This is a genomic window from Citrobacter sp. LST-B2, assembly GCF_057983045.1.
The window spans coordinates 2,487,509-2,510,352 of the sequence record NZ_CP192598.1 but is presented as its reverse complement, the minus strand read 5'-3'; the positions used below and the strand labels follow the sequence as shown (position 1 = coordinate 2,510,352).

The following is a 22,844-nucleotide window of genomic DNA, read 5'->3' as shown; positions in this document are numbered from 1 at the left end:
ATCAGGCCCCTGTCTTCTTGAACGTCAACGGGATCGCGGCTTTCGCATCGAAGCGGGCGGTACAAACGGCGACATCATGAGTCCCGGCTTTGCAGGTGATTTCCGGCATTGGATAGCGTGAACCGTCGGTGCAGCGCGCATTGCCGCGACTCTTAATCATTAATTCCCCGCTCTGATGCAGCCCTGAGAAGAGCTCCGCGCGGCAGACGATGTTATCGCTGTGAACCACGCGCGCCGTGCCTTTATTGTTCTGGATCTGGTAACGCAGAGACGGCGCTTTACCGGTGACGGGATCTTTCACGTCCACCATGACGCGCCAGTTACCGTTGAGAAAGCGCGTAGTACCAGCCTTCATCTGATTCGCATCCATCACCAGCGCGTCTTTCGGGATCGCGGCAATCACCACCGGCTCATCGGCAGGTTTCTCTTTTTTCACTGGTGCAATGACCTCTGCCTGGTGCAGCGGTAGCGCGACGGTGAGCGTTGGCAGCGGCGCTATTTCCGGTTGCGGCGCATTGACCATTTCCGTCGCAATGGCGGGGGCCTGCGCTTTCCACAGCAGCGGGGCGGCAATGGCGGCAACGATCACTGCGGCGACGGGCAGACTCCAGAGCGGTAGGCGTCGTGACGGTTTAACCGCAACAGGCATCACCTTTTCTTCCGCGATCGCGGGAACCGGCTGCGGTGCAATCACGGGGTCAGGCTCGCTGACCGGCACGATCGGCGTAGTGAGCAGCGGTTCATCCGCCTGGGCAAATGTCACTTCAGGCGCGGGCTCTTCGACAGGTTCTGGTTCAATGTGAATTTCCGGTTCGGGTTCTTCCTGGATACGCAGGCATTCCAGTATCTCCTCACGGATGTTCTCATTGAGATTGATAAATCCCCAAAAGGTGATGACCGGCTTGCCATCTACCAGAAAAACGTGATTCTCACCAGGAAACTGGACGGCCTTTTCCAGCAGCGAACCAAACAGTTGCAGTGACGTCTTCCCGGACTGCAGGCTTTTGCGGCTCAGCGATGCAGCGCTTTCCAGCGTCGCGGAAAGGTAGCGCAGGGCGCGAAGGCGAGCCTCTTCATCGGCGGCTTTCCACGCGACGGCTACGCCTTCAAGGGGGGAATACCAGTCAACCCGATCGCCGCTGTCGTTGACTTGTGGAATGGCAAGACAATCTACCATCGCCTGCTGTTTACGCAGACGGAGCGTTTCACGAATTTGTAGTGCTGAATCAAAGACGGCCTGGCCGCCACCGCCGACGGCCTGATAATCATCCAGATTGCCGCTGCGCAAGAGTGTTTTTGCCACGATAAGGTCCCTAAGACTTTTTCACGCATCTACTTTACGGATTCGTGGCTCAGGCAAACGGTGGAAGAGAGGCAAAAAGGGGTGAATTTTCTGGGCATAGAGGCGTTGACGTTTTCGAAAAGCCTTAACGGAAATTCTGTGGCGAAAGATCCAACAAAAATGCGCGGATTCGCATAACCTGAGACGGATTTGTTATTTTTCAGTTTTCTTAATCTATGCTCCTATAACCCCCTCAATAATAACGATGAAGGTTCATATCATGTCCACAGGGAAAACGCTGCTCGCACTGGCGCTCAGTGCGGTGCTACCGACCGGAGCCGCGTTTGCGGCAAATAACGACACGATTGTTTATTGCTCGGAAGCCTCGCCAGAATCCTTTAATCCGCAAATTGCCAGCTCTGGCCCGTCGTTTGTCGCCAGTTCGCAGGTGCTCTACAACCGGCTGATCAATTTTGACCCGGTAAAAAACACGCCGGTACCGTCGCTGGCCACGGACTGGACCATTTCTGAGGATGGCAAAACCTACACCTTTACGCTGCGTCAGGGCGTGAAGTTCAACAGCAACAAGTTCTTCAAGCCGACCCGCGACTTCAACGCCGATGACGTCATTTTCTCAGTATTACGCCAGAAAGAGGCCACGCATCCGTACCACAATGTGTCGCAGGGCAGCTATGAGTATTTCAACGACGTCGGTTTCGATAAGCTGATTAAAGAGGTGAAAAAGGTCGATGATTACCATGTACAGTTTGTGCTGAGCGAGCCAAATGCGGCGTTTCTTGCCGACTGGGGCATGGATTTTGCCTCGATCCTCTCGGCGGAATACGCCGACGCGATGCTGAAAAAAGGGACACCGGAAAACGTCGATAACTGGCCGATTGGTACCGGGCCGTACGTGCTCCAGCAGTACAAGCAGGATTCGCAAATTCGCTATCTGGCAAATCCGAATTACTGGGACGGAGAGGTGCCGACAAAGCATCTGATCTTCTCCATCACGCCAAACGTGCAGACGCGAATGGCGAAACTGCAAACCAACGAATGTCAGATTATCCCGGCGCCATCGCCGGTACAGTTCGACGAAATCAAAAAGAATAAAGACCTGACGCTGCATGCTGTTGAAGCCCTCAACGTCGGTTATCTGGCCTTCAACACCGAGAAAAAGCCGTTTGATAACGTGCTGGTGCGTCAGGCGCTGAACTACGCCACCGATAAACAGGCGATTGTGAAAGCCGTTTTCCTCGATTCGGCGAAAGTGGCAAAATCCCCGATCCCGCCGAACATGATGGGTTTTAACCCGGAACTGAAGGATTACGCATACGATCCGGAAAAAGCGAAAGAACTGCTGAAACAGGCCGGGCAGGAAAATGGGTTTGAAGTCACCCTCTGGTCGATGCCGGTGCAGCGACCGTATAACCCCAACTCGCGACGCATTGCCGAGATGATTCAAAGCGACTGGGCAAAAGTGGGCGTGAAGGCGAAGATTGTCTCTTACGAGTGGGGCGAATACCTTTCCGGGATGCGTAAAGGCGAACATGACAGCGCGCTGTTTGGCTGGATGTCGGATAACGGCGACCCGGACAACTTTGCCGATGTGTTGCTGGGTTGCAACAGCATCAAAACCGGATCGAATGCCGCACGTTGGTGTGATAAGGAGTATGATTCACTGGTCCTGAAAGCGAAGCGGGTCAGCAAGCCGGAAGAGCGTGTGAAACTCTACCAGCAGGCGCAAGAGATCTATTATCAGCAGGCGCCGTGGATTGCGCTGGCAAATGGCAAAACGTTCTACGCCACGCGCAGCAATGTGACCGGTTATAGCGTCAGCCTGATGGGCAGTGATTTTTCGAAAGCAAAACTGAATTAAGGAGTTTTTATGTCGCACCTGGATGAGGTCAGCGCCCGTGTCGATGCCGCTATTGATGAGGGCGTCATTACCCATATGAATGAACTGCTGATAGCCCTGAGCGATGATGCGCAGTTAAGCCGTGACGATCGCTACACGCAGCAGCAGCGGCTAAGAACCGCAATTGCGCATCACGGTCGTCAGCATAAGGAAGATATGGAAGCGCGTCGCGAACAACTCACGAAAGGCGGCACGATCCTTTGATTGAGTCTCTGTAGTGCCGGATGACGCTGCGCTGACTTGGCCTATGGCGATGGATATGTGTAGGCCTGATAAGCGTAGCGCCATCAGGCATTAAAACTGGCGTCTCGCCACCAGCCAGGCGCCGACCACCAGCATCACTGCGCCGCAGACCGGGCCGATCAAGGCTCTTAGCGGGACGCCGTGACTGCGCAAAATATCCAGTACGAGACCGCCAATGAGCTGGCTGGCGACCAGCACCGCAATCGTGGTCGCAGCCCCCACATGCTGATAGCCGCTAATGCTGGCGAAAACGAAAAACGAGCCCAGCAGACCCGGAATCAGCGTCCACCAGCGCACGCTGGCGGCCAGTTCACCAAATCCCGCCATTCCCTGTTTGAACCACAGAATGCTGACAAACAGCACAATTCCGACCAGCGAGTTCAGCAACATGGCGATCAGGATGGTCGATGAGGTCTGCGTAATCCGCACCATCAGAGTGTTTTGCACCACCAGGCCGATGCCAGCGGCGATCAGAAAGGTGAGGGTGAGCGACTGGTTCATCCGTGCGCGTCCGGTTCGTGGCGATCGTCAAGCTGCAACTGCATAAAGGTCAGATCCAGCCAGCGACCAAATTTGGTGCCTACCTGCGGCATCTGCGCTGTGGTGTTAAACCCGAGCGTTTCATGTAAATGCAATGAGGCGTGGTTTTGCGATTCGATACCGGCAACCATCACATGTTTACCGCAGCGGCGAGCTTCCTCGATTAACCGGCTCAGTAACTGGCGTCCCAGCCCTTTTCCCTGATGATCCGGATGGACATAAACCGAATGTTCGACGGTATGGCGGAAGCCATCAAAGTTACGCCAGTCCCCAAAGGAGGCATATCCCGTGACAACGTCACCTTCCACGCTCACCAGTACCGGATAACCCAGCGCCTGTCGTGCCTCATACCAAGCGATGCGGTTATCGGTATCGACCGTCTGGTCGTTCCAGATGGCCGCCGTGTGCAGCACCGCATGGTTATAGATCTCTGCGATGGCGGCGCAGTCCTCTTTGCTGGCGAATCGAATAGACATGTTGAACCTCAGGGGTTGTACACTATAGTATTACGATATGAATACTATTGAAGACAGCATAAATCAACGGATCAGCGCAAGAATTCGCCTTGAACGTGAATCCCGCAGCTGGTCGCTCACCGATCTGGCTGAACGGGCGGGTGTGTCGCGTGCGATGATCCACAAAATTGAACGCGGTGAAAGCAGTCCAACGGCGACGCTGCTTGGCAGGCTCTCCGGGGCGTTTGGCATCAGTATGTCCACGCTGATTGCCCGTGCTGAAATGCAGGAGGGCAAACTGTCCCGTTTCGCCGATCAGCCCGTCTGGCGCGACCCGCAAAGCCACTATCTGCGCCGCCATGTGTCGCCGCGCAGCGATTTGCCGATCGATCTGGTGCAAATTGAATTGCCGGCGGGCAGCGATATCCCGATGCCTGCCTCATCGTATGTTCAGGCCCGGCAACTGATCTGGCTGCAGCAGGGCGAACTGGTGTTTATGGAAGGTGACACGCGCCACGAGATGAAGGCGGGTGACTGCCTGGAACTGGGGCCGCCGAATGACTGTCGTTTTATCAATGAGACGACGCAACCTTGTGTTTACCTCGTTGTGCGCTTAAACCAGGCCGGGAGTGAATGACCGCCGCGGCCTGCTACTATTGATGGATTCATGCTAAAAGCAGAGGAGAACATCATGGCTCAACAAACACACCGTAATCGTCGCTGGGTATTAGCATCCCGACCCCATGGCGCACCGGTGGCAGAGAATTTCCGTCTGGAAGAGGACGATGTCGCCACCCCTGGTGAAGGCCAGGTTTTACTGCGCACCATTTATCTGTCGCTCGATCCGTATATGCGTGGGCGCATGAGCGATGAGCCGTCATACTCGCCGCCGGTAGAGATTGGCGGAGTGATGGTGGGCGGCACCGTCAGTCGTGTGGTGGCGTCAAATCACCCCGATTATAAACCGGGTGAATGGGTGCTGAGTTACAGCGGCTGGCAGGATTACGATATTTCCGACGGCACGGGGCTGGTGAAGCTTGGAGACAATCCTGAAAATCCGTCGTGGGCGCTCGGCGTGCTGGGGATGCCTGGATTCACCGCCTATATGGGATTACTGGACATCGGCCAGCCAAAAGCGGGCGAGACGCTGGTCGTAGCGGCCGCCACGGGGCCTGTCGGCGCCACGGTTGGACAAATCGGTAAGCTGAAGGGTTGTCGTGTGGTGGGCGTGGCTGGCGGAGCGGAAAAATGCCGTCATGCTACCGAGGTGTTGGGCTTCGATCTCTGTCTGGATCATCATGCCAGCGATTTTGCTGAACAACTGGCGAAAGCCTGCCCGCAAGGCATTGATGTCTACTACGAAAACGTGGGCGGGAAAGTGTTTGATGCCGTGCTGCCGTTACTGAACACCTCGGCGCGAATTCCTCTTTGTGGTCTGGTCAGCGGTTATAACGCGACAAACTTACCGGCTGGGCCTGACAGACTGCCGCTGCTGATGGCGACCCTGCTGAAAAAACGGATCCGTATGCAGGGCTTTATCATCGGTCAGGATTACGGACATCGTCTTCACGAATTCCAGCAGGAGATGGGACGCTGGGTGAAAGAGGGGAAAATCCATTATCGTGAGCAGGTTACCGACGGACTGGAGAACGCGCCGCAAACCTTTATCGGCCTGTTGACCGGTAAAAACTTTGGTAAAGTAGTGATACGCCTCGCCGACGACGCGTAAACCATACCTGGCGGCGAGAGCCGCCATAAAAAAATGGGCAAATTTTTAAATTCCAGCTTTAATTATTTAGGGTATATATCACCGCGTAACCGACGAATAATCTGTCGGCGCTGTTAATAAAACGCGGGTAAATTGCTATTCATTACGTTTCACATTTTTTAAACCAGGCGATATTTATATCAATTAGGCGATTTAGCTTAATTGCGATTGGCTATGTTATGAGGTGAAGAAAAAGAATGCCTGGTATGGAAAAAACGCAACATATAAGTTTGACCACGCAAGTTGAAAGAGGGCTAAAAGACAAATTAAGCATTGGCGCATTACGTCCTGGCACCAGGCTAATCACTAAAAATATCGCGCAGGAGCTGGGGATCAGTATCACCCCGGTTCGGGAAGCGCTATTACGCCTGGTCTCCGCAAACGCATTGGCTATCGCGCCTGCACAAGCCTTTATGGTTCCGGATATTACAATGACGCGGTTTAGCGAAATCATACACATCCGCTGCGAGCTTGAAGGCATGGCGGTAATGACGGCGACGAGCCAGGTTACGGCGGAGCGGATGGAGATTCTGCAAGCGCTTCTGGCGGACTATCAGCAGGCCCACGAGAGCGGTACGGTCGAGGATCGCCTGCTGGCAAACCGGGCGCTGCGCTTCAAAATCTATCAGTTTGCGAATATGCCTACCCTGGTCGAAATGATCGAACAGCTTTGGGTACGCATGGGGCCGAGTCTGCATTTTCTCTATGACAGGGCGAAGCATGACGCTTATCAACACAACGTCGGGCATTATCAGGAATTACTGAATGCGATGGCGGCGGGAAATAAAGACGCCAGCCGCCATTGTTTAATTGACCTTATCAATAAAAATGTAGCGATAATTAAACAACAGTACCATCATTAAGCCTGGCTTAAATATAGCGGGGAATATCCCCGCTAGTACGTTATGAATAATCGATTTTACTCAAAACGCCAGGCCAGATTGACACCTACACCGTAGTTTCGTCCTGGCGCCGGTTCGTAGTAACGGCCATTCGATTCATTCACGATAACTGAGCCGACATACTCTTTGTCGAACAGATTATCGACACGACCGAACACGTCCACCGTCAGGCTGCTGACGGTGAATTTATAGCCGGTATTCAGGCCGACAACAGTATAAGACGGGGCTTTGGCGGTGTTCTCATCGTCAGCCATGATATCGCCCATATAGCGCGCTTCGGCTCCTGCGTACCAACCTTCATCAGGCACGTAGCCCAGCGAAGCAAACCCCATGTTCCGCGCGATGCCGGGCATTCGGTTGCCATTGCAGTTCTGGTCGCGACACACGTTACTGCGATAAGTGGCATCCAGCCAGGTCCAGGAAGCGTTGAACCGCCAGTTTCCGGCAAAGCGTTGATCCCAGGCGAGCTCCGCACCCTGGCGGCGCGTCTTCCCGGCATTCTTATAGGTCGTGCGTCCGCCGCTACTGGAATCAACCACCAGTTCATCGTCGGTATCGGTCTGGAAAAGCGCCGCCGTCAGCAATCCATCGCCGATCCGGGTTTTGCTGCCGATTTCCACCGTATCGTTGGTTGAGGGTTTGAGACCAAAATTCATCCCGCTTTGCCCGTCTGCACGGTAAGAAAGCTCGTTGATGGTCGGCGTTTCGAAGCCCCGGCCCGCAGCGAGATAGACGTTCCAGGCGTCGGTTAAGGCGTATTTCAGCGAACCGGCAGGTAACCACTGATGGTAACTGGCGTCACCGCTGTCATCGCCATTGCCTGGCGTGACGTAATGATCGTTGGAATCGAACCACACCGAACTGTAGCGCACGCCAGCATCCAGCGAGAGTTTGTCGGTCAGTTGCCACTGGGTTTGCAGATAGGGATCCACGTTCCACATCAGGTTACGTTCATCGCGGCGCAGATCGCCTTTCTGACCGTACTCCGGTACGCCATTATTCAGTCGATAGTTGTTATAGCCTTTGCGGTTTTCGCTCATGTTTTCGTAGTTCAAACCGGTGGTGAGGGTTACGGGGACGCCCAGTTCACCGCGATGCGTCCAGCGACTGTCGATACCCTGGTAATGGCGCTGCAAAGCGATCACGCCGCCCGCATGAGAGGGGCGACGCTGTGGCGCCATAGGTATCGACTGATACTGCGTGGTTTCGCGCTCTCCGGCGTACATCATGATGCTCATGTCATCCTGCGCGCTGAGTTGGCGTTCATAACGCAATCCGGCCTGGGTCTGCTTGATGGTTTTGCGCGTGTTGTATTGTTCAGCGCGGGGGGATTGTTGGGGATCCGCCCGCCATTCCGCTTCAGTCAGACCACCCGGATCGTCGGCTTTAATATCGACGCTATTGAAAATCAGACTCAGCTTGCTGGCGTCATCGATACGTACGCCCAGTTTTGCGTTGGCCAGATTTTTTTGCGCGCCGCTGCGATCGCGATAGCCGTGGGTGGTGAAACGGGTAGTGGAGACCGAGTAATCCACGTCGCCCGCCTGAGTACCATCACCCATCGCGCCCGTGGCTTTCAGCCCATAACGCCAGCTCCCGAAACTACCGTAATAGCTGCTCGCTTCTATCGTCGGCGGCTGTTGACCGGTTTGGGTCGTGACATTCATCACGCCGCCGGAAGCATTACCGTATAGCGCAGAGAAGGGACCACGCAGCACTTCAACGTTCTGTACGCTGCTGAGGTCGATGTTCGATGTCTGCCCCTGACCGTCCGGCATCGTCGCCGGAATGCCGTCCACATACAGACGGATGCCGCGGATCCCATAGGTGGATCGGGAGCCGAACCCACGCATCGAGATCTGCAAATCCTGCGCATAGTTTTGCCGGTTTTGCACCTGAAGTCCCGGCACGCGGGTCAGTGATTCCGACAGGTTGATGCGCGGCGCGGCCAGACGCATATCTTCACCGTCAACGACGCTGACGGCTGCAGGGGTATCCAGTTCTGATATCGCCTGGGGTGAAGCGCTGACGATCATAGTCTGGTCATCGCCAGCCTCATCTGCCATAACCGACGATGAGAACACAAGCGGGAGAAAAAGTGCGGGTACTGCGATATGTCGTGTGGAAATAATATTCATGAAAAAGGCCAGTTAAATTGAACGTACCCAGAGGTATGTAAGTTCTATGTTAATGGATTTGTAAATATTTGAAAATTTTAACGGCACGATGCGTTAAAAATTAATGGGGAAATTAAGAAGATTGTAGCCAGAATGCGAATAAATGCTCCACATTCACATGAATAATGATTACCATTCCCATCTATAAACAAGAGCAATACCAGGATGTTGCTCGTTGAAGCGATGTGAAGCAGCAAAATAGCTATTTATCAAAGGGAGTCGTCATGCATTTTCGTCATCTGTTCTCGCCGCGTCTGCGGGGTTCGTTGCTGTTAGGTTCACTGCTGGTTGCTTCTTCATTCAGCGCTCAGGCTGCAGAAGACCTGCTGCGTAAAGGTGTGGGCAAAGGCGCCTACGAAATGGCCTTCAGCCAGCAGGAAAACGCCCTTTGGCTGGCGACCTCGCAAAGCCGCAAACTGGACAAGGGCGGTATCGTCTATCGTCTTGATCCGGTGACGCTGGACGTCACGCAGGTTATCCACAACGATCTCAAACCGTTTGGTGCCACCATCAATAATGCGACCCAGACGCTGTGGTTTGGCAACACGGTCAACAGTGCGGTGACGGCCATTGATGCGAAAACGAGTGAAGTGAAAGGGCGACTGGTTCTCGACGCCCGTAAGCGCTCAGAAGAGGTACGTCCGCTGCAGCCGCGTGAGCTGGTTGTCGATGAAGCGACCAATACGGTCTATATCAGCGGTCTCGGTAAAGAGAGCGTGATTTGGGTGGTGGATGGCGAAAAAATTGCGCTGAAAGAGACGATCCAGAATACCGGTAAAATGGGCGCGGGCCTGGCGATCGACAGCCAGGCGAAACGTCTGTACACCACCAATGCCGATGGCGAATTCATTACTATCGATACTGCCACCAACAAGATCCTCAGCCGTAAAAAACTGTTGGAGGATGGCAAAGAGCACTTCTTCATCAACCTGAGCCTTGATACAGCAGGTCATCGCGCATTTGTGACCGACTCAAAAGCGGCTGAAGTGGTGGTTGTCGATACCCGCAACGGCAACGTGCTGGCGAAAGTCGCGGCGCCGGAGTCGCTGGCCATTCTGTTCAACCCAACGCGTAACGAAGTGTACGTCACGCACCGTCAGGCGGGTAAAGTGAGCGTGATTGACGCGAAGAGTTACAACGTGGTGAAAACGTTTGATACGCCAACCTTCCCGAACAGCCTGGCGCTGTCCGCCGATGGCAAAACGCTGTACGTAAGCGTGAAGCAGAAATCTACGCGTGAGAAAGAAGCCACTGAGCCGGATGATGTGATTCGCATCGCCCTGTAAAGTAAAAGGCCTGCACCGTGTGCAGGCCTTGTTGTTTATGGCGCGCTGCGGTGTATTTCCGCCACTCGCTTACGCACGCCGTACCAACCGGCGACCAGCAGGATGGCAATCAGCGGCAGGGAAGCAATGGTCCATGTCCCGTTCGGATAATCGAAGGCCATCAGGACCAGCACGCTCAACAGGAACAGCAGCGTTAACCACGAGGTAAACGGCGCGCCAGGCAGTTTGAAGCTGACATCGGCGGCTTTTCCTTCTTTGATTGCCTGACGCAGACGCAGCTGGCAGACCACAATAAAGCCCCATGAAGCGATGATCCCCAGTGACGCAAAGTTCAGCACGATTTCGAAGACCTGCGATGGCACCAGATAGTTGAGAAAAACTCCAACAACGTACACCGCCAGCGTCGCCAGAATTCCCGCGTAGGGCACATGCTGACGACTCATCTTACTCATGAATTTTGGCGCAGATCCGCCCATCGCCATCGAACGCAAAATGCGCCCGGTGCAATAGAGGCCGGAGTTCAGGCTGGAGAGGGCGGCAGTCAGCACGACGATGTTCATAATGCTGCCAATGTAAGGCACGCCGAGCTTCGAGAAGAAAGTCACAAACGGGCTTTGTCCCGCCTGATAGGCGTTCCATGGCAACAGCAGCACCAGCAGTACCACAGAACCGACGTAGAACAGGCCGATACGCCAGATCACGCTGTTGATGGCTTTAGGCACCATCGTCTGCGGATCTTTACACTCGCCAGCGGCGGTTCCCACCAGTTCGATAGACGCAAAGGCAAAGACCACCCCTTGTACCAGCACCAGCGCCGGCAACAGGCCGTGGGGGAAGAATCCGCCGTTATCGGTAATCAGATGAAAACCGGTGGCGTTACCGTCCAGCGGTTTACCCGAGCCGAGGAAAATCGTCCCGACCACCAGAAAGAGCACAATGGCCAGCACTTTGACCAGTGCAAACCAGAACTCCATCTCCGCAAACCACTTCACGCCAATCATGTTCATGGTGCCGACGATCGCCAGCGCGCCAAGGGCGAAAACCCACTGCGGAACATCACCAAACGCCCCCCAGTAATGCATATACAGCGCGACGGCGGTGATATCGACGATACCCGTCATTGCCCAGTTGATGAAGTACATCCATCCCGCGACGTAGGCGGCTTTCTCACCAAGAAATTCACGGGCATACGACACGAAACTGCCGCTGGAAGGGCGGTGTAAAACCAGTTCGCCCAATGCGCGCAAAATAAAGAATGAAAAGATCCCGCAGACCAGATAGACCAGCGCCAGCGCGGGGCCTGCCATTTGCAGGCGCGCACCGGCGCCCAAAAATAACCCGGTCCCAATGGCGCCGCCGATGGCGATCATCTGGACCTGACGGTTGCCCATCGCTTTGTGATACCCCTCTTCATGGGCATTCAACCAGCGTCGTTTCGCCGCGTGCTGCTCCGACACCGTTGTTTCTTGTGTATTCATTACGTTACCTGTTTACCTGTCTGATAAATCGAACCTTTTGCCGCAACTCCCCGGCGCGACGCCGGTGATGCTTCCCGTCATTCTGGGTAGGGATAACACCACCGGCGGAGCATCCTACCTGCAAATAATAAACGGTGCAAAATAGTCCATTTAAAATGATCAGATTGCGTAATAATCAACCAAAACTGAAGTGGAATCCCGCTCTGAACAGGCAGAGCGGGAGGGGGATTAGGCGGAGGTGCCGAAGACGCTCACCGCCTGTTGCAGGCGTGAGGAGCGCCTGGAAAGACTGCCGGCGGCATCCCTGACGCTTTCCACCATCGCGGCGTTGTTATCGGTCATGGTGCCGATGCGGGAGATCGAATCGTTGATCAGTTCCAGCGCCTGGGTTTGCTCACGCGTCGCAAGGCCAATTTCTCTGATCATGGTCGACATCTGGAACACGTCCTCGATCATCGCGGTCAGATGGGTTTCCGTCTGCTCAACCATGCTCACGCCGGCATTGACGTTGGCGACGTTCTTCTCAATCAGCGAGGTAATCTCTTTGGCTGCTGACGCGGAGTGTTGCGCCAGATTCCGCACCTCAGCGGCAACGACCGCAAACCCACGTCCGGACTCACCGGCGCGCGCGGCTTCGACCGCTGCGTTAAGCGCGAGGATATTGGTCTGGAAAGCAATACTGTCGATCACGCCAATGATGTCGACGATCTGCCCGTTATCACGGGAAATCGACTGCATCATGCCGATCGTCTGCTTCATAAAATCGCCCCCTTCGCTGGCGTTAGCGCTGGTTCTGTCCGCCATCGTCATGGTTTGTGCGGCGGTATCCGCCGTTTGCTGTACTGCGCTGCCAATCTCTTCAATGGCTGCCGCGGTTTGTTGTAGATTGGCCGAGGTCTCTTCGGAACGCTTATGCAACGCCGTGCCTTCCTGACTGACGCGCTTGCTGATTTCCTGAATCCCGGCAATTTGCGTACTCACATCATCCACCAGTGAATTCAGATTTAATCCGGCCTGATTAACCAGACGCATCATCATCCCCAGTTCATCGACACGATTTAAATGAATGCTGTCGGGCTTTCGCCCGGCGACCACTTTCTGCATCTGGGCCAGGATCTGTTTAACCGGATGACAAATTTGATACTTAAGGTAAATAGCCAGCAGCAAAAATAAGAGGGTAAATGCGCCTGCCTGAATAAGCGGGTTAATGGCTAAGAAAATAATACCCAAGGCGAGAAACAGACTGATACCGATAGCATAATTGACACGTTGACGGATGGACAACCATTTAAATGCCGACAAACAAGCCAGTACGCCACGACGGATAATAATTCCCTTAAATAAACGATGCCCCTTGAAATTGTTATTATTTATCTTGTGATAAAGCTGCTCGCTTTGCTCAATTTCCTGTCGCGCGGGAACGGTGCGTACCGAGATGTATCCGGTTAATTGTTCGTTATGCCAGACGGGGGTGACGTTGGCGCGAACCCAGTAATGATCGCCGTTATGACGGCGGTTCTTGACCATGCCGGTCCAGCTGTCGCCCTGTTGCAGGGTAAACCACATATCGGCAAATGCAGCAGGCGGCATATCCGGGTGACGGATGATATTGTGCGGCTCGCCCATCAGTTGATTTTCGCCAAATCCGCTGGCGTCGATAAACGCTGAATTCGCATAGGTAATATGGCTTTGCGTATTCGTTGTCGATAACAGCGTCGTTTTCTCGTTAAGTAAATACTCTTTCTGTGTAACAGGGATGTTACTTCTCATGAAAGACTCCTGGTGATGCTGTGCGGAATAAACACAAAAGTCCGTCAGCCTGGGCTGACGGATAATAAAGATTGATGTATTTAGAATGCTGCATTCTCTACTAAACATAAGAATGGCGAAAGTATTTAAAATGAAATTTACAGGCTTTAATTAAACTGTGATGTCATTAAAATGAAAAATAAATACATCTGCGTAACCTGTGAAGGTAGGTGTGCTCCCTTAAGTAAAACCTGACCGATAAAAAAATGACAAAAAGACAATATGATTGTGCAATTACGGTTAACATCATAAGTTTTACAGACCTATTAATTTTCGTAGGGGGCAGACGGGAAGAACGGTGAGAAAGCCATGCCAGAAATGCAGGTTACTCTACACTTAGAGTTTTAACCTGCAGGAGGCAGTATGATAAAGGTTTATGGCGCGCCTGGGTGGGGTTCAGCGATCAGCGAATTAATGCTTACCCTGGCGGATATTCCGTATCGTTTTGTCGATGTCAGTGGCTTTGACAGTGAAGGGCCACAGCGAGATCTGTTGCAAAAAATCAATCCGCTGTGTCAGGTACCGACGCTGACGCTTGAAAATGGTGAAGTAATGACTGAAACAGCCGCCATCACGCTGATGGTCCTCGATCGTCGCCCCGATCTGGCACCGCCCATCGGACGCAGCGAGCGTCAGCAGTTTCAGCGTCTGTTGATCTGGCTGGTGGCCAATATCTATCCGACATTTACGTATGCCGACTACCCGGAACGCTGGGCGCCTGATGCGCCCGCAGAGTTGAAAAAGAACTGTATTGAATACCGTAAATCACTCTATCTCTGGCTCAACGATCGGCTCAGCGCAGAACCGTATGCCTTCGGCGAACAGTTAACGCTGCTCGACTGTTATCTGTGCGTGATGCGCACCTGGGGGCCGGGGCATGACTGGTTTCAGGATAATACGCCGAATATCAGCGCAATAGCGGACGCCGTGTGTCAGCGGGCAGAATTACGTCAGGTGTTGAAAAACAATGGGATCCTCTGAAAGCAACGGGAGTGGCGGGTAACCGCACACTAAACTCTTCAGCGAAGGGGAATTTGACGTGATTGTCTGCAGTTCCGATACCCTGGCGGAGGGGGCAATGATGGAAGCGGAAAGCCGTGGATGACGTATTCCGCAGGATTTGGCTGTCATCGGTTTTGGCGACCTCGATTTTGCCGCCAGCAATCGCCCGTCGCTGACCACCGACAGCGTCGACCGCCGCGCCATTGGTCAGCGCGCCGCCACGCTGCTGGCGAATCGCATTGAACAAGCGGCAGTGGAAGAGGCCATTATTGATATCGGTTTTCACCTGATCGAGCGTGAATCCGCATAAACCGACACATGCATGTTGTCGAGTGTGCTAGCGTTAACGTCACACTGACAATAAGGAACCTGCTATGCCACACGTTGATATTAAATGTTTTCCGCGCGACCTGAATGATGAACAAAAAGCGGCGCTGGCCGATGATATAACTGAGGTGATCATCCGTCATCTGAAAAGCAAGGAGCGCTCAGTGAGCGTGGCGCTGACTGAAGTTTCGGAGGATCAGTGGCAGGGCGTCTGGGAGCGCGAGATTGAACCGCAAATGGACGTGCTGATTAAAAAGCCAGGCTACAGCATGTAATACAAAAGCCCGGTCACGAAGGTTGACCGGGCCGCATCGGGTTATCGCGTGACGACATTGAATCAGAACTCAAATTTATCCCTTTCTCCAGGCGGCTCGCTCCTTTTTACCTGTTGTCTACCTTTCATCCGTTCTGTGGAATGTCATTGACTGAGGTATAAATTGTCAGTCCATGCTGGCGGGCGACCTCGATATCCATGTCGGCACCTTTAGATGCCCCTGCAATCCGGTAAATCGCGTCACAGCGGGTAATGAGTCGGTGGGCGACCGGGTAGAGCATCGCTTCGCTGATCTCATCATCTAACGACATGGAACCTGCCGCCTTTGCCAGCGGCAACGCGAGCCATTCGCCAATCAGCGGAATGTGTCCGCGTTGGTATACCTCCAGTGCAGCGGCTTCGAGACGATGAAGGTTGGCGTCGATCAGTGCCTGGTTTCCGTCGGTACCGCTGCGATAAGGGCCGGCGATTAAAATGAGTTGTGCTGTCATGATATCCTCACTCTTTGTTGTCGTAGGCAGAAATGCACATTTCTGCACGTTTTAGTTGCCTGAAGGCCGTTGTATTTGTAGAGTACGTATCATAAACAGCAAATTCGTGTACGATCAAGATCAATCGTGCACATTCAGGAATAACCCTATGCTTACCGATCAGCGAAAGAAATTGATCCTTGAACTGCTGGCCGCCGAAGGTCAGGTGTTATCGAAGGCGCTCAGTAACCGGTTCGCGGTTTCCGAAGACACGATCCGCCGCGATTTACGTGAACTTGCCGCGGAAGGATTTCTGCAGCGTGTACACGGCGGGGCGCTGCCATCGTCTGGTGCGACGGCGCCTTTTCTTGAACGAAAGTCATTGAAAACCGACGCCAAAAAGCGCGTGGCGCAAAAAGGGGCTACGCTGATTTCCCCCGGTCAGGTGGTAATCATTGATGGTGGGACGACAACAACAGAACTGATCGCCTGTCTGCCGGATGATTTAAACATTACCGTGGTGACCCACAGTCCGGGCATCGCATTAGGGCTGGTCAATCATCCGCTTATCGAGATCATCCTCATCGGTGGTCGCGTGTATAAGCACTCCATTGTCACGGTAGGCGCGGCGACGGTTGAAGGAATGCGTAACATTCAGGCCGATCTTTTTTTCATGGGCGTGACGGGGGTTCACCCGGAAGCGGGGTTAACCACGGGAGATTACGAAGAAGCGTGCATCAAACGTGCATTTTCCGCCAGAGCCGCAGAAACTATCGTCCTGGCGTCACCGGAGAAGATCAGCACCGCGTCTCCCTTTGCCATTGGCGACGTATCGCTGATTAATACGGTCGTCGTGGAAGAGAATACCGACGAAAGCTGGATCCGCGCGATGAACGCGAAGGGGATCACGGTGGTGAGGGCGTAGTTAGCCCGCCGTCACGCGTTTGCCGCTAGTGACAAATGTACCGGCGCCAAGATGATGCAGGGTGTTGAGTTTGTCGTCATCGAACTGCCAGCGGCCTTCGACAAACACCCGTTCATCGGCGGCGGCAGAAACCACTTCACCGAATAAGGTATCGTATTTCTCCTGCGCAGCGGTGGCGGGGAGGAGGCGGCATTCCATCCATGCCAGACATTTTTCTTCGACGACCGGCAGTCCCAGTACGGGGCCTTTGACCACCGGAATGCCGTAACAGTTGAATTTGTCTTCATCGCGCCCGGAAACGCTGCCAACGGCGTATGTCCAGTTAGTGGCGGCAACACCGGGAATGACAATACCGAACAGGCCGCTGCGCTCAATTAATTCCCGCGACCAGGCCGTTTTATCGACCACAATGGCGAGACGAGGCGGATCAAACTCAACGGGCATCGACCATGCGGCGGCCATGATATTGCGCCGGTTGCTGACCTCATCGCGGCTGGTGATCAGTACCGTGGGACCATGATTGAGCAGACGACTGGCGTGGCGTAATTCGACAGGACGAAATCGACTCATAGAATTGTCTCGCAAAGGGTTTTTCTCAGTATTATTGAAAACTGACGTTGCGCCAAGCGCCGAATAACACCCGCCTCACTCTTTGGCACATCGTTTATACTCGGATAACGATTTAAGGCCCACAACAGGAAATCTGATGACGCCTATCCTGAATGCTTATTTTGCTCGTCTGAACTGGTCAGGGCGTGCCGAAGTCAATATTGAGACGCTTCGGGCGCTACATTTGCAGCATAACTGTACTATCCCGTTTGAAAATCTCGACGTGCTGTTACCGCGAGAAATGCACCTTGATGACAGGTCGCTGGAAGAGAAACTGATTACCGCACGTCGCGGCGGCTATTGCTTTGAGCAAAATGGCGTATTTGAGCGCGTACTGCGCGAACTGGGGTTTACCGTGCGTAGTTTGTTGGGACGCGTGGTGCTGGCTAATCCTCCGAGCCTGCCACCGCGAACTCACCGTCTGCTGCTGGTTGAACTGGATGGCGAATCGTGGATCGCCGATGTGGGATTTGGTGGTCAGACGCTTACTGCCCCCATTCGTCTGCAAGCGGACATTATCCAGAAGACGCCACATGGAGAATACCGTTTGCAGCAGGAGGGGGACGACTGGATCCTGCAGTTTTGTCATCACGATCGCTGGCAATCGATGTACCGTTTTGATCGGGTGGTGCAGCAGCAAAGTGATTATGTGATGGGCAACTTTTGGTCTGCGCACTGGCCGCAATCGCATTTTCGTCATCATCTGCTGATGTGCCGTCATTTGCCGGACGGGGGAAAATTGACCCTCACTAACTTCCATTTCACGCATTACGAAGGTGACAGAGTGGCAGAACAGCGCAATTTACCGGATGTCGCCTCATTGTACGCGCTACTACAGGAACGTTTTGGTCTGGGAGTGACAGACGCGAAGCATGGTTTTACGGAAACTGAGCTTGCCAGGGTGATGGCGGCGTTTGATACGCATCCCGAAGCGGGAAAATAATGAAAACCCGGTAGGCGCAGGCGCTTACCGGGCATAATTTTAAAAATCTATCGCCCATTCAGCGTGAAACAGAATCACCGCGTTACCCGTGATGGTGACTTTTTCCGGCTGGTTATTCTGAATCGTCACGTTAATTTCAACGGTGCCATCGCGACCCAATGCCCGTCCCTGATGTCCTTTTACCTGCAGCGATTTCCCGTCGTGTTCCAGTAAACCGTGATGCACCAGCCAGGCACCCATCGGGCCATTGGCATTGCCGGTCACCGGATCTTCAACAATACCAATTGCCGGTGAGAACATGCGCCCGTCAGTCTCATTTTTGCCCGGACGGATCTGGAATGGGAAAAAGCCATTGCAGCCAATTTGCTGACTGATGGTACAAAGCGCAGAAAGATCGGGCGCGAGAGCATCAATATCGACTTCAGGCTTAAGCGGAATCATCACTTTAGAATGGCCTGTCGACGCCACCTGAATCGGCAAGCCCGGCAGCATATCGCTTTCATTCAGGTGCAGCGCACGAAGAATAGCCGCGCGGATGTCACCTTCAATCGGCGCTTCAAAGGTTGGCGTGCCTTGTTCCAGCGAAATACGGTAATCACCGTCATCATGACGGATCGCCACCCGGTGTCGACCCGCCAGCGAGGTTTGCCAGACTGTGGTGTTGCCCAGTCCCAGCACCGTTGCGCGGACATAATGCGCCGCAACGGTGGCGTGCCCGCAAATCGGCACTTCTACGGTTGGCGTAAAGTAGCGAATGCGGACATCGCTGTCATCGCTTCGCAGCAGGAATGCGGTTTCGGAGTGGCGTAGTTCGCGGGCAATCAGTTGCATCTGTGTTTCGCTGAGGCCATCAGCATTCAGGACGACACCTGCGGAATTGCCGCGAAAGGGGGTTCTGGTGAAAGCATCAACGTGGTAAACCTGTGGTTTCATTAGCGTTCTCCCTGAGTGAGGGAAGCATCATAACGTGGAAAAGGCCGGATAGCGATGCATCTGTCAATCCGGCGTGTGAAAGAATAAAACCCGGCAGGCATTTACATGAGCCGGGTGTTTTATTATCAGAAGGAGGCTTTAATCCCCACCATTGCAGAGGTATCGCTGTAGCCGTTGTTACCAACCTGCTGAGCGACGTTGCCCCACAGGGCGACGTTCTTCGTCAACTGGCCTTCAACCCCGGCTTTCAGTTCGCCGATATTGCGGGCGCCTTTCAGATTCACATTTTCACCGTTCATTGCGACGCCAAAGTCTTTGCTGTTGTGGATCCAGTTGGCTTCGACAAACGGCTGGAAGGTGTGGTCTTTGCCGTCGTCCAGTGTGTTGTGGCCCTTGCCGAACAGACGGACGCCGACGCGTGTCTGGATGTTGCCATCGCCGTTACCTTCAACGCGGGTACCGTTAACTTCTTTGTGCTCATCTGCCTTCACGCCCATCCAGGTGATCTGGGCTTTTGGCTGAATATACAGCGCGTTACGCTCGCTGAGTTCGGCCAGTTTCCAGGTGTAGCCGGATTCAACAGAGGCGGTGAAGCCCTTAGAATCATACTCTTCAGATTCGACGTCACGACCAGAAACGGTGTTATCAAACCAGCTGTACTGCGCCCAGGTATCGACATACGCGCCTTCATGCGTCGCGTTGTCCTGCAGCCAGGTGCCGTACAAACCAACGCTGTAACCACTGATGCGGCTGTCGGCCCGGTTACCGTTACGCTGGTTTTCGGCACGCGCTTTCTGGTTCGCATAACCGGCCATCAGACCCAGATGGTAGCGGTCAGTGTTGTTCGAAGACCACTGCGCAATATCGCCGCCCAGTTGCATGACATAACGGTTGGCCTGCATATCCAGTTGACTACTGCTGTCTTTCTGACGGGTATGACCGCCCACGTTACGCAGCCACATACTGGTGACGGCTTCTTTGCCGGTCAGCGCGTCCACGTAATGCGTTTCGCCCAGACGATCCTGCAAACGGGTATTGAACAGCGTGTTCGCCGCCTGCAGGTTCATGCCGTACAGACCGGCTTCCGGACGCACCGCGTGTTCGCGCGGCGTCGGAGTTGGCGGCTGTGGATCGGTAGGATTCAGAGGATCCAGCGGAGTAACCGGAGACAGGGCGCTGCTCAGATACCAGTTTTTATTATTCTCGCCTTCACCGCGATGCAGGGTGTAGTCATACGCACCGGCCACGATACGGCCATTTTGTGTAAACACACCGTCAGAATTGCCGCCAACGCTAATCAGTTCGATGCCCGACGTCGTCAGACCGCCCGCGCCCCCGGCGTTCAGTACTTTAACGTTCGTGCTGCCGGAGGTGTTGCCCGCAACGATCATCCGGTCAGTCGGTGAGTTGTCATCGCCCAGTTGGGTGTTCATCACGAGATTACCGTTAGTGCCTGTGTAATCACCGTCCACTGTCAGGGTTTTGAAGCTCGCGGTATCACGCGTCAGCATACGACGCTTTGTGGCGGCCGGCATAAAGGTCAGCGTGGAGTCATCCAGCGTCAGGTTGGTGAGCTGAGAACTTTTGGTCATGTTCCAGGCCGAGCCGTCGGCCAGCGACAGGTTATTCACTGCATTACCGCTGGTGACCATCCCGCCGACGAAACGCGACTGGTTAATCGCATTCACATCAACCACGGCGGAATCCAGGGCTTCAATCGTCCCGACAACGTCGATTTTCTGCGGGTTAATCGTCACGCGGGAGTCGGCGTTTTCCGCCAGAATGGCAGTGGCATCCGGGTCGTTGTAGTTAACCCCCAGTTGCACTTCACCGTTTAGCGTGATCTCGCCGCCTTTATTCGCCTGAACGTATTTCCAGCTCCCACTGCGGGTGGTATCGATAACATCAATGTTCAGACGACCATTAATGTCGATTTTACCCGCCGTGAGCGCATCTTCTTTACTGGCCATAATACCGGAACCGGTCGTCTGTTGATGCCCTTGAGTATCCAGGGTAATGGTCAGGTTACTACCGGTATATTGCGAGGAGCCCATTGAATCGACGCCTTCAAGAACCGTCTGATCCGCGCCTGATTTTAACAATACTGACGTCGTTCCATGAGTGGTGATGTACGAATCCAAATCGATGTCATCAATACCATCAGATAACCAGATACCTGTAGCAACCGCCCCAACGCGATTGGCAGTGATATCGACCGCGGTATCCCCAAAGGCTTCAATATAACCCGCGTTAGCATTAATGCCGTCTGCAAACTCATCAGCAACGGATTTCACGGTGGCATTCTGATAACGAATAAGCGAGCGGTGAGTGGAATTTGTCGATTCTGAAACGATCCCCACGGAGTATTCCGTACTCTTGTTATTAACAATCAGGTTTTCAGCGTTGATGAGGGTTCCTTCTTTCGCATAAATGCCAAAAATGTGTCCCTTCGCTCCGGTGATGGTTGCATTCACCGTGGTGTCACCGGTCAGGGTAATCACGCCGTTATTCTTATCAGCGTAAATACCCATGATGTCCTTATTATCACGTTTGTGGCTGATGTTTATGGTTAAATCATCAGCAATAATCGCGCCTTTTTTCGCAAGATAGGCATCGCTTGATCCGCCGACATTGAGAATGCCAACCGCGAACATCGTGTGATAATCATTGTCCAGCGCCAGGTCAGGGCGTCCTTCAACCGTACCCGGAATGTAATCCCCGACAAGCTGATTAATGGTAGAACCTGACCCCAAATTGATTGTGCCGCTATTGGCAACAAAGACAGCGCCAGAGGCAAGTGAAAAATCGCCATCTTCAAACTCGCCCATGCCGCTAACAATCGGTGTTCCAGCCGGAGCCGTTACCGTAATCGCGCCATTGTTTTCCACGAAGAGGGTGTTGTCTTCCCCTGCGACGCTGATAATTTTATAGCTGCCACCTGCAACCAGGGCACCACTGCCGGTGATAATGCCATCATCTTCATCATAAATTTTTGCATTTACGTTATTTGTCATTAACAGGCTGCCGATCAACAGCGCCATAGTGGTTAATTTAAATTCTTTCATATCCCTATTCGCTTTTTTTAATAGACAAATACAGCACGGAATAAATTATATTTCTCAACGCTGCGTTTTGGTTTCCAGACAGAGCGAAAGCAATTTGAGTCAGACGATATCTGCCGAATTCCTTCCAGTAATTCATTCGTGCAACAGTGATTTATTTTTCATGTTGCTGAATGGATCACAAATGAATTGATCTTACGTAACTAAAGAAATCAGTTAAGTGTGAAGTGAAATAATGGATTACAGATGAAATGACGTTAATTTCGCAACAGGTATTGCATATAATAAAAGAGAGGGGTTGATGTCATCTTTATGATTTTTAAAGAGATAACATGTCTTAAATCCGATTTAAGATTTATTAAGATGTTTCATGGCGTAATTTAAACTCATCAGTATCATGACAGACAAATAAACCGCACGGGTAGGAATATTTCCTACCCG

At 53.3% G+C, this 22,844-nt stretch carries 20 protein-coding genes and 1 pseudogene; 11 read left to right on the top strand and 10 right to left on the bottom strand.

What is annotated here, in order from left to right; all coding sequences use genetic code 11:
- Position 1: 1 nt before the first annotated feature.
- A complete protein-coding gene (locus tag ACQ0PY_RS12020) occupies positions 2 to 1,303 on the bottom strand; it encodes an SrfA family protein (protein WP_109740251.1) in 1,302 nt (433 codons plus the stop codon).
- A 259-nt stretch (positions 1,304 to 1,562) separates the two neighbouring features.
- On the opposite strand from ACQ0PY_RS12020, the gene ACQ0PY_RS12015 reads away from it, so the two are divergent.
- A complete protein-coding gene (locus ACQ0PY_RS12015; protein ID WP_109740250.1) occupies positions 1,563 to 3,161 on the top strand; it encodes an ABC transporter substrate-binding protein in 1,599 nt (532 codons plus the stop codon).
- A gap of 9 nt (positions 3,162 to 3,170) precedes the next feature.
- Positions 3,171 to 3,404, top strand: coding sequence for a YdcY family protein (locus ACQ0PY_RS12010; protein WP_044267074.1), 234 nt, complete (start codon positions 3,171 to 3,173; stop codon positions 3,402 to 3,404).
- 90 nt (positions 3,405 to 3,494) lie between these two features.
- Here the strand turns inward: ACQ0PY_RS12010 and ACQ0PY_RS12005 are convergent, their stop codons facing one another.
- Together ACQ0PY_RS12005 and ACQ0PY_RS12000 are read right to left on the bottom strand one after the other, a co-directional pair.
- Positions 3,495 to 3,944, bottom strand: coding sequence for a DMT family transporter (locus ACQ0PY_RS12005; RefSeq protein ID WP_043000656.1), 450 nt, complete (start codon positions 3,942 to 3,944; stop codon positions 3,495 to 3,497).
- On the bottom strand, positions 3,941 to 4,459 hold the full coding sequence (locus tag ACQ0PY_RS12000) for a GNAT family N-acetyltransferase (protein ID WP_043000657.1): 519 nt from the start codon (positions 4,457 to 4,459) through the stop codon (positions 3,941 to 3,943). Before ACQ0PY_RS12000 ends, ACQ0PY_RS12005 begins: the two co-directional genes overlap by 4 nt.
- Before the next feature lie 37 nt (positions 4,460 to 4,496).
- On the opposite strand from ACQ0PY_RS12000, the gene ACQ0PY_RS11995 reads away from it, so the two are divergent.
- From ACQ0PY_RS11995 to ACQ0PY_RS11985, 3 genes are all read left to right on the top strand, one after another.
- On the top strand, positions 4,497 to 5,075 hold the full coding sequence (locus ACQ0PY_RS11995) for a helix-turn-helix domain-containing protein (RefSeq protein ID WP_109740249.1): 579 nt from the start codon (positions 4,497 to 4,499) through the stop codon (positions 5,073 to 5,075).
- Between the two features lie 54 nt (positions 5,076 to 5,129).
- Positions 5,130 to 6,167 (top strand): NADP-dependent oxidoreductase, encoded by a 1,038-nt coding sequence (locus ACQ0PY_RS11990; RefSeq protein ID WP_044257903.1) that lies wholly within the window; start codon positions 5,130 to 5,132, stop codon positions 6,165 to 6,167.
- Between the two features lie 236 nt (positions 6,168 to 6,403).
- Complete coding sequence (locus ACQ0PY_RS11985) at positions 6,404 to 7,069, top strand: GntR family transcriptional regulator (RefSeq protein WP_109740248.1); 666 nt, start codon at positions 6,404 to 6,406, stop codon at positions 7,067 to 7,069.
- A 56-nt stretch (positions 7,070 to 7,125) separates the two neighbouring features.
- On the opposite strand, the gene pqqU is transcribed toward ACQ0PY_RS11985, so the two are convergent.
- Entirely contained in the window at positions 7,126 to 9,246 is a 2,121-nt protein-coding gene (pqqU, locus tag ACQ0PY_RS11980) for a TonB-dependent receptor PqqU (RefSeq protein ID WP_109740247.1), read from the bottom strand.
- Between the two features lie 263 nt (positions 9,247 to 9,509).
- Here pqqU and yncE point away from each other — a divergent pair, with 263 nt between their 5' ends.
- Complete coding sequence (gene yncE / locus ACQ0PY_RS11975) at positions 9,510 to 10,571, top strand: 7-bladed beta-propeller protein YncE (protein WP_044257908.1); 1,062 nt, start codon at positions 9,510 to 9,512, stop codon at positions 10,569 to 10,571.
- 35 nt (positions 10,572 to 10,606) lie between these two features.
- Here the strand turns inward: yncE and ansP are convergent, their stop codons facing one another.
- Both ansP and ACQ0PY_RS11965 read right to left on the bottom strand, forming a co-directional pair.
- Positions 10,607 to 12,049, bottom strand: a complete 1,443-nt coding sequence (ansP, locus tag ACQ0PY_RS11970; RefSeq protein WP_044267069.1) for an L-asparagine permease — start codon at positions 12,047 to 12,049, stop codon at positions 10,607 to 10,609.
- A gap of 228 nt (positions 12,050 to 12,277) precedes the next feature.
- Positions 12,278 to 13,819 carry a methyl-accepting chemotaxis protein gene (locus tag ACQ0PY_RS11965; protein WP_109740246.1) on the bottom strand — a complete coding sequence of 514 codons (1,542 nt, stop codon included), beginning with the start codon at positions 13,817 to 13,819 and terminating at the stop codon, positions 12,278 to 12,280.
- Between the two features lie 402 nt (positions 13,820 to 14,221).
- Between ACQ0PY_RS11965 and ACQ0PY_RS11960 the strand changes: the two genes are divergently transcribed.
- The 3 genes and pseudogenes from ACQ0PY_RS11960 (at position 14,222) to pptA (ending at position 15,462) form a co-directional block, all read left to right on the top strand.
- On the top strand, positions 14,222 to 14,839 hold the full coding sequence (locus ACQ0PY_RS11960; RefSeq protein ID WP_099433018.1) for a glutathione S-transferase family protein: 618 nt from the start codon (positions 14,222 to 14,224) through the stop codon (positions 14,837 to 14,839).
- Positions 14,840 to 14,867: 28 nt separating this feature from the next.
- A pseudogene (locus tag ACQ0PY_RS11955) lies at positions 14,868 to 15,170 on the top strand (substrate-binding domain-containing protein); the annotation flags it as partial.
- A 64-nt stretch (positions 15,171 to 15,234) separates the two neighbouring features.
- On the top strand, positions 15,235 to 15,462 hold the full coding sequence (pptA, locus tag ACQ0PY_RS11950) for a tautomerase PptA (protein WP_043000667.1): 228 nt from the start codon (positions 15,235 to 15,237) through the stop codon (positions 15,460 to 15,462).
- Between the two features lie 124 nt (positions 15,463 to 15,586).
- Here the strand turns inward: pptA and ACQ0PY_RS11945 are convergent, their stop codons facing one another.
- Positions 15,587 to 15,952, bottom strand: coding sequence for a TIR domain-containing protein (locus tag ACQ0PY_RS11945; protein ID WP_043000668.1), 366 nt, complete (start codon positions 15,950 to 15,952; stop codon positions 15,587 to 15,589).
- A 148-nt stretch (positions 15,953 to 16,100) separates the two neighbouring features.
- Between ACQ0PY_RS11945 and ACQ0PY_RS11940 the strand changes: the two genes are divergently transcribed.
- Positions 16,101 to 16,856, top strand: a complete 756-nt coding sequence (locus ACQ0PY_RS11940; RefSeq protein WP_109740245.1) for a DeoR/GlpR family DNA-binding transcription regulator — start codon at positions 16,101 to 16,103, stop codon at positions 16,854 to 16,856.
- On the opposite strand, the gene ACQ0PY_RS11935 is transcribed toward ACQ0PY_RS11940, so the two are convergent.
- Positions 16,857 to 17,426, bottom strand: a complete 570-nt coding sequence (locus ACQ0PY_RS11935) for a flavin reductase family protein (RefSeq protein ID WP_043000670.1) — start codon at positions 17,424 to 17,426, stop codon at positions 16,857 to 16,859. It abuts the gene before it with no gap.
- Positions 17,427 to 17,562: 136 nt separating this feature from the next.
- On the opposite strand from ACQ0PY_RS11935, the gene nhoA reads away from it, so the two are divergent.
- On the top strand, positions 17,563 to 18,408 hold the full coding sequence (gene nhoA / locus ACQ0PY_RS11930; RefSeq protein WP_043000671.1) for an N-hydroxyarylamine O-acetyltransferase: 846 nt from the start codon (positions 17,563 to 17,565) through the stop codon (positions 18,406 to 18,408).
- Between the two features lie 39 nt (positions 18,409 to 18,447).
- On the opposite strand, the gene ACQ0PY_RS11925 is transcribed toward nhoA, so the two are convergent.
- Both ACQ0PY_RS11925 and ACQ0PY_RS11920 read right to left on the bottom strand, forming a co-directional pair.
- A complete protein-coding gene (locus tag ACQ0PY_RS11925; RefSeq protein ID WP_061070107.1) occupies positions 18,448 to 19,341 on the bottom strand; it encodes a PhzF family isomerase in 894 nt (297 codons plus the stop codon).
- Positions 19,342 to 19,466: 125 nt separating this feature from the next.
- Entirely contained in the window at positions 19,467 to 22,406 is a 2,940-nt protein-coding gene (locus ACQ0PY_RS11920) for an autotransporter outer membrane beta-barrel domain-containing protein (RefSeq protein ID WP_166444211.1), read from the bottom strand.
- Positions 22,407 to 22,844 lie beyond the last annotated feature (438 nt).

What these genes read in the sequence shown, in the direction of transcription:
- ACQ0PY_RS12015 (WP_109740250.1), top strand. Translation starts at nt 1,563, where the DNA reads ATGTCCACAGGGAAAACGCTGCTCGCACTGGCGCTCAGTGCGGTGCTA.
- ACQ0PY_RS12010 (WP_044267074.1), top strand. Translation starts at nt 3,171, where the DNA reads ATGTCGCACCTGGATGAGGTCAGCGCCCGTGTCGATGCCGCTATTGAT.
- ACQ0PY_RS12005 (WP_043000656.1), bottom strand. Translation starts at nt 3,944, where the DNA reads ATGAACCAGTCGCTCACCCTCACCTTTCTGATCGCCGCTGGCATCGGC.
- ACQ0PY_RS12000 (WP_043000657.1), bottom strand. Translation starts at nt 4,459, where the DNA reads ATGTCTATTCGATTCGCCAGCAAAGAGGACTGCGCCGCCATCGCAGAG.
- ACQ0PY_RS11995 (WP_109740249.1), top strand. Translation starts at nt 4,497, where the DNA reads ATGAATACTATTGAAGACAGCATAAATCAACGGATCAGCGCAAGAATT.
- ACQ0PY_RS11990 (WP_044257903.1), top strand. Translation starts at nt 5,130, where the DNA reads ATGGCTCAACAAACACACCGTAATCGTCGCTGGGTATTAGCATCCCGA.
- ACQ0PY_RS11985 (WP_109740248.1), top strand. Translation starts at nt 6,404, where the DNA reads ATGCCTGGTATGGAAAAAACGCAACATATAAGTTTGACCACGCAAGTT.
- pqqU (WP_109740247.1), bottom strand. Translation starts at nt 9,246, where the DNA reads ATGAATATTATTTCCACACGACATATCGCAGTACCCGCACTTTTTCTC.
- yncE (WP_044257908.1), top strand. Translation starts at nt 9,510, where the DNA reads ATGCATTTTCGTCATCTGTTCTCGCCGCGTCTGCGGGGTTCGTTGCTG.
- ansP (WP_044267069.1), bottom strand. Translation starts at nt 12,049, where the DNA reads ATGAATACACAAGAAACAACGGTGTCGGAGCAGCACGCGGCGAAACGA.
- ACQ0PY_RS11965 (WP_109740246.1), bottom strand. Translation starts at nt 13,819, where the DNA reads ATGAGAAGTAACATCCCTGTTACACAGAAAGAGTATTTACTTAACGAG.
- ACQ0PY_RS11960 (WP_099433018.1), top strand. Translation starts at nt 14,222, where the DNA reads ATGATAAAGGTTTATGGCGCGCCTGGGTGGGGTTCAGCGATCAGCGAA.
- pptA (WP_043000667.1), top strand. Translation starts at nt 15,235, where the DNA reads ATGCCACACGTTGATATTAAATGTTTTCCGCGCGACCTGAATGATGAA.
- ACQ0PY_RS11945 (WP_043000668.1), bottom strand. Translation starts at nt 15,952, where the DNA reads ATGACAGCACAACTCATTTTAATCGCCGGCCCTTATCGCAGCGGTACC.
- ACQ0PY_RS11940 (WP_109740245.1), top strand. Translation starts at nt 16,101, where the DNA reads ATGCTTACCGATCAGCGAAAGAAATTGATCCTTGAACTGCTGGCCGCC.
- ACQ0PY_RS11935 (WP_043000670.1), bottom strand. Translation starts at nt 17,426, where the DNA reads ATGAGTCGATTTCGTCCTGTCGAATTACGCCACGCCAGTCGTCTGCTC.
- nhoA (WP_043000671.1), top strand. Translation starts at nt 17,563, where the DNA reads ATGACGCCTATCCTGAATGCTTATTTTGCTCGTCTGAACTGGTCAGGG.
- ACQ0PY_RS11925 (WP_061070107.1), bottom strand. Translation starts at nt 19,341, where the DNA reads ATGAAACCACAGGTTTACCACGTTGATGCTTTCACCAGAACCCCCTTT.
- ACQ0PY_RS11920 (WP_166444211.1), bottom strand. Translation starts at nt 22,406, where the DNA reads ATGAAAGAATTTAAATTAACCACTATGGCGCTGTTGATCGGCAGCCTG.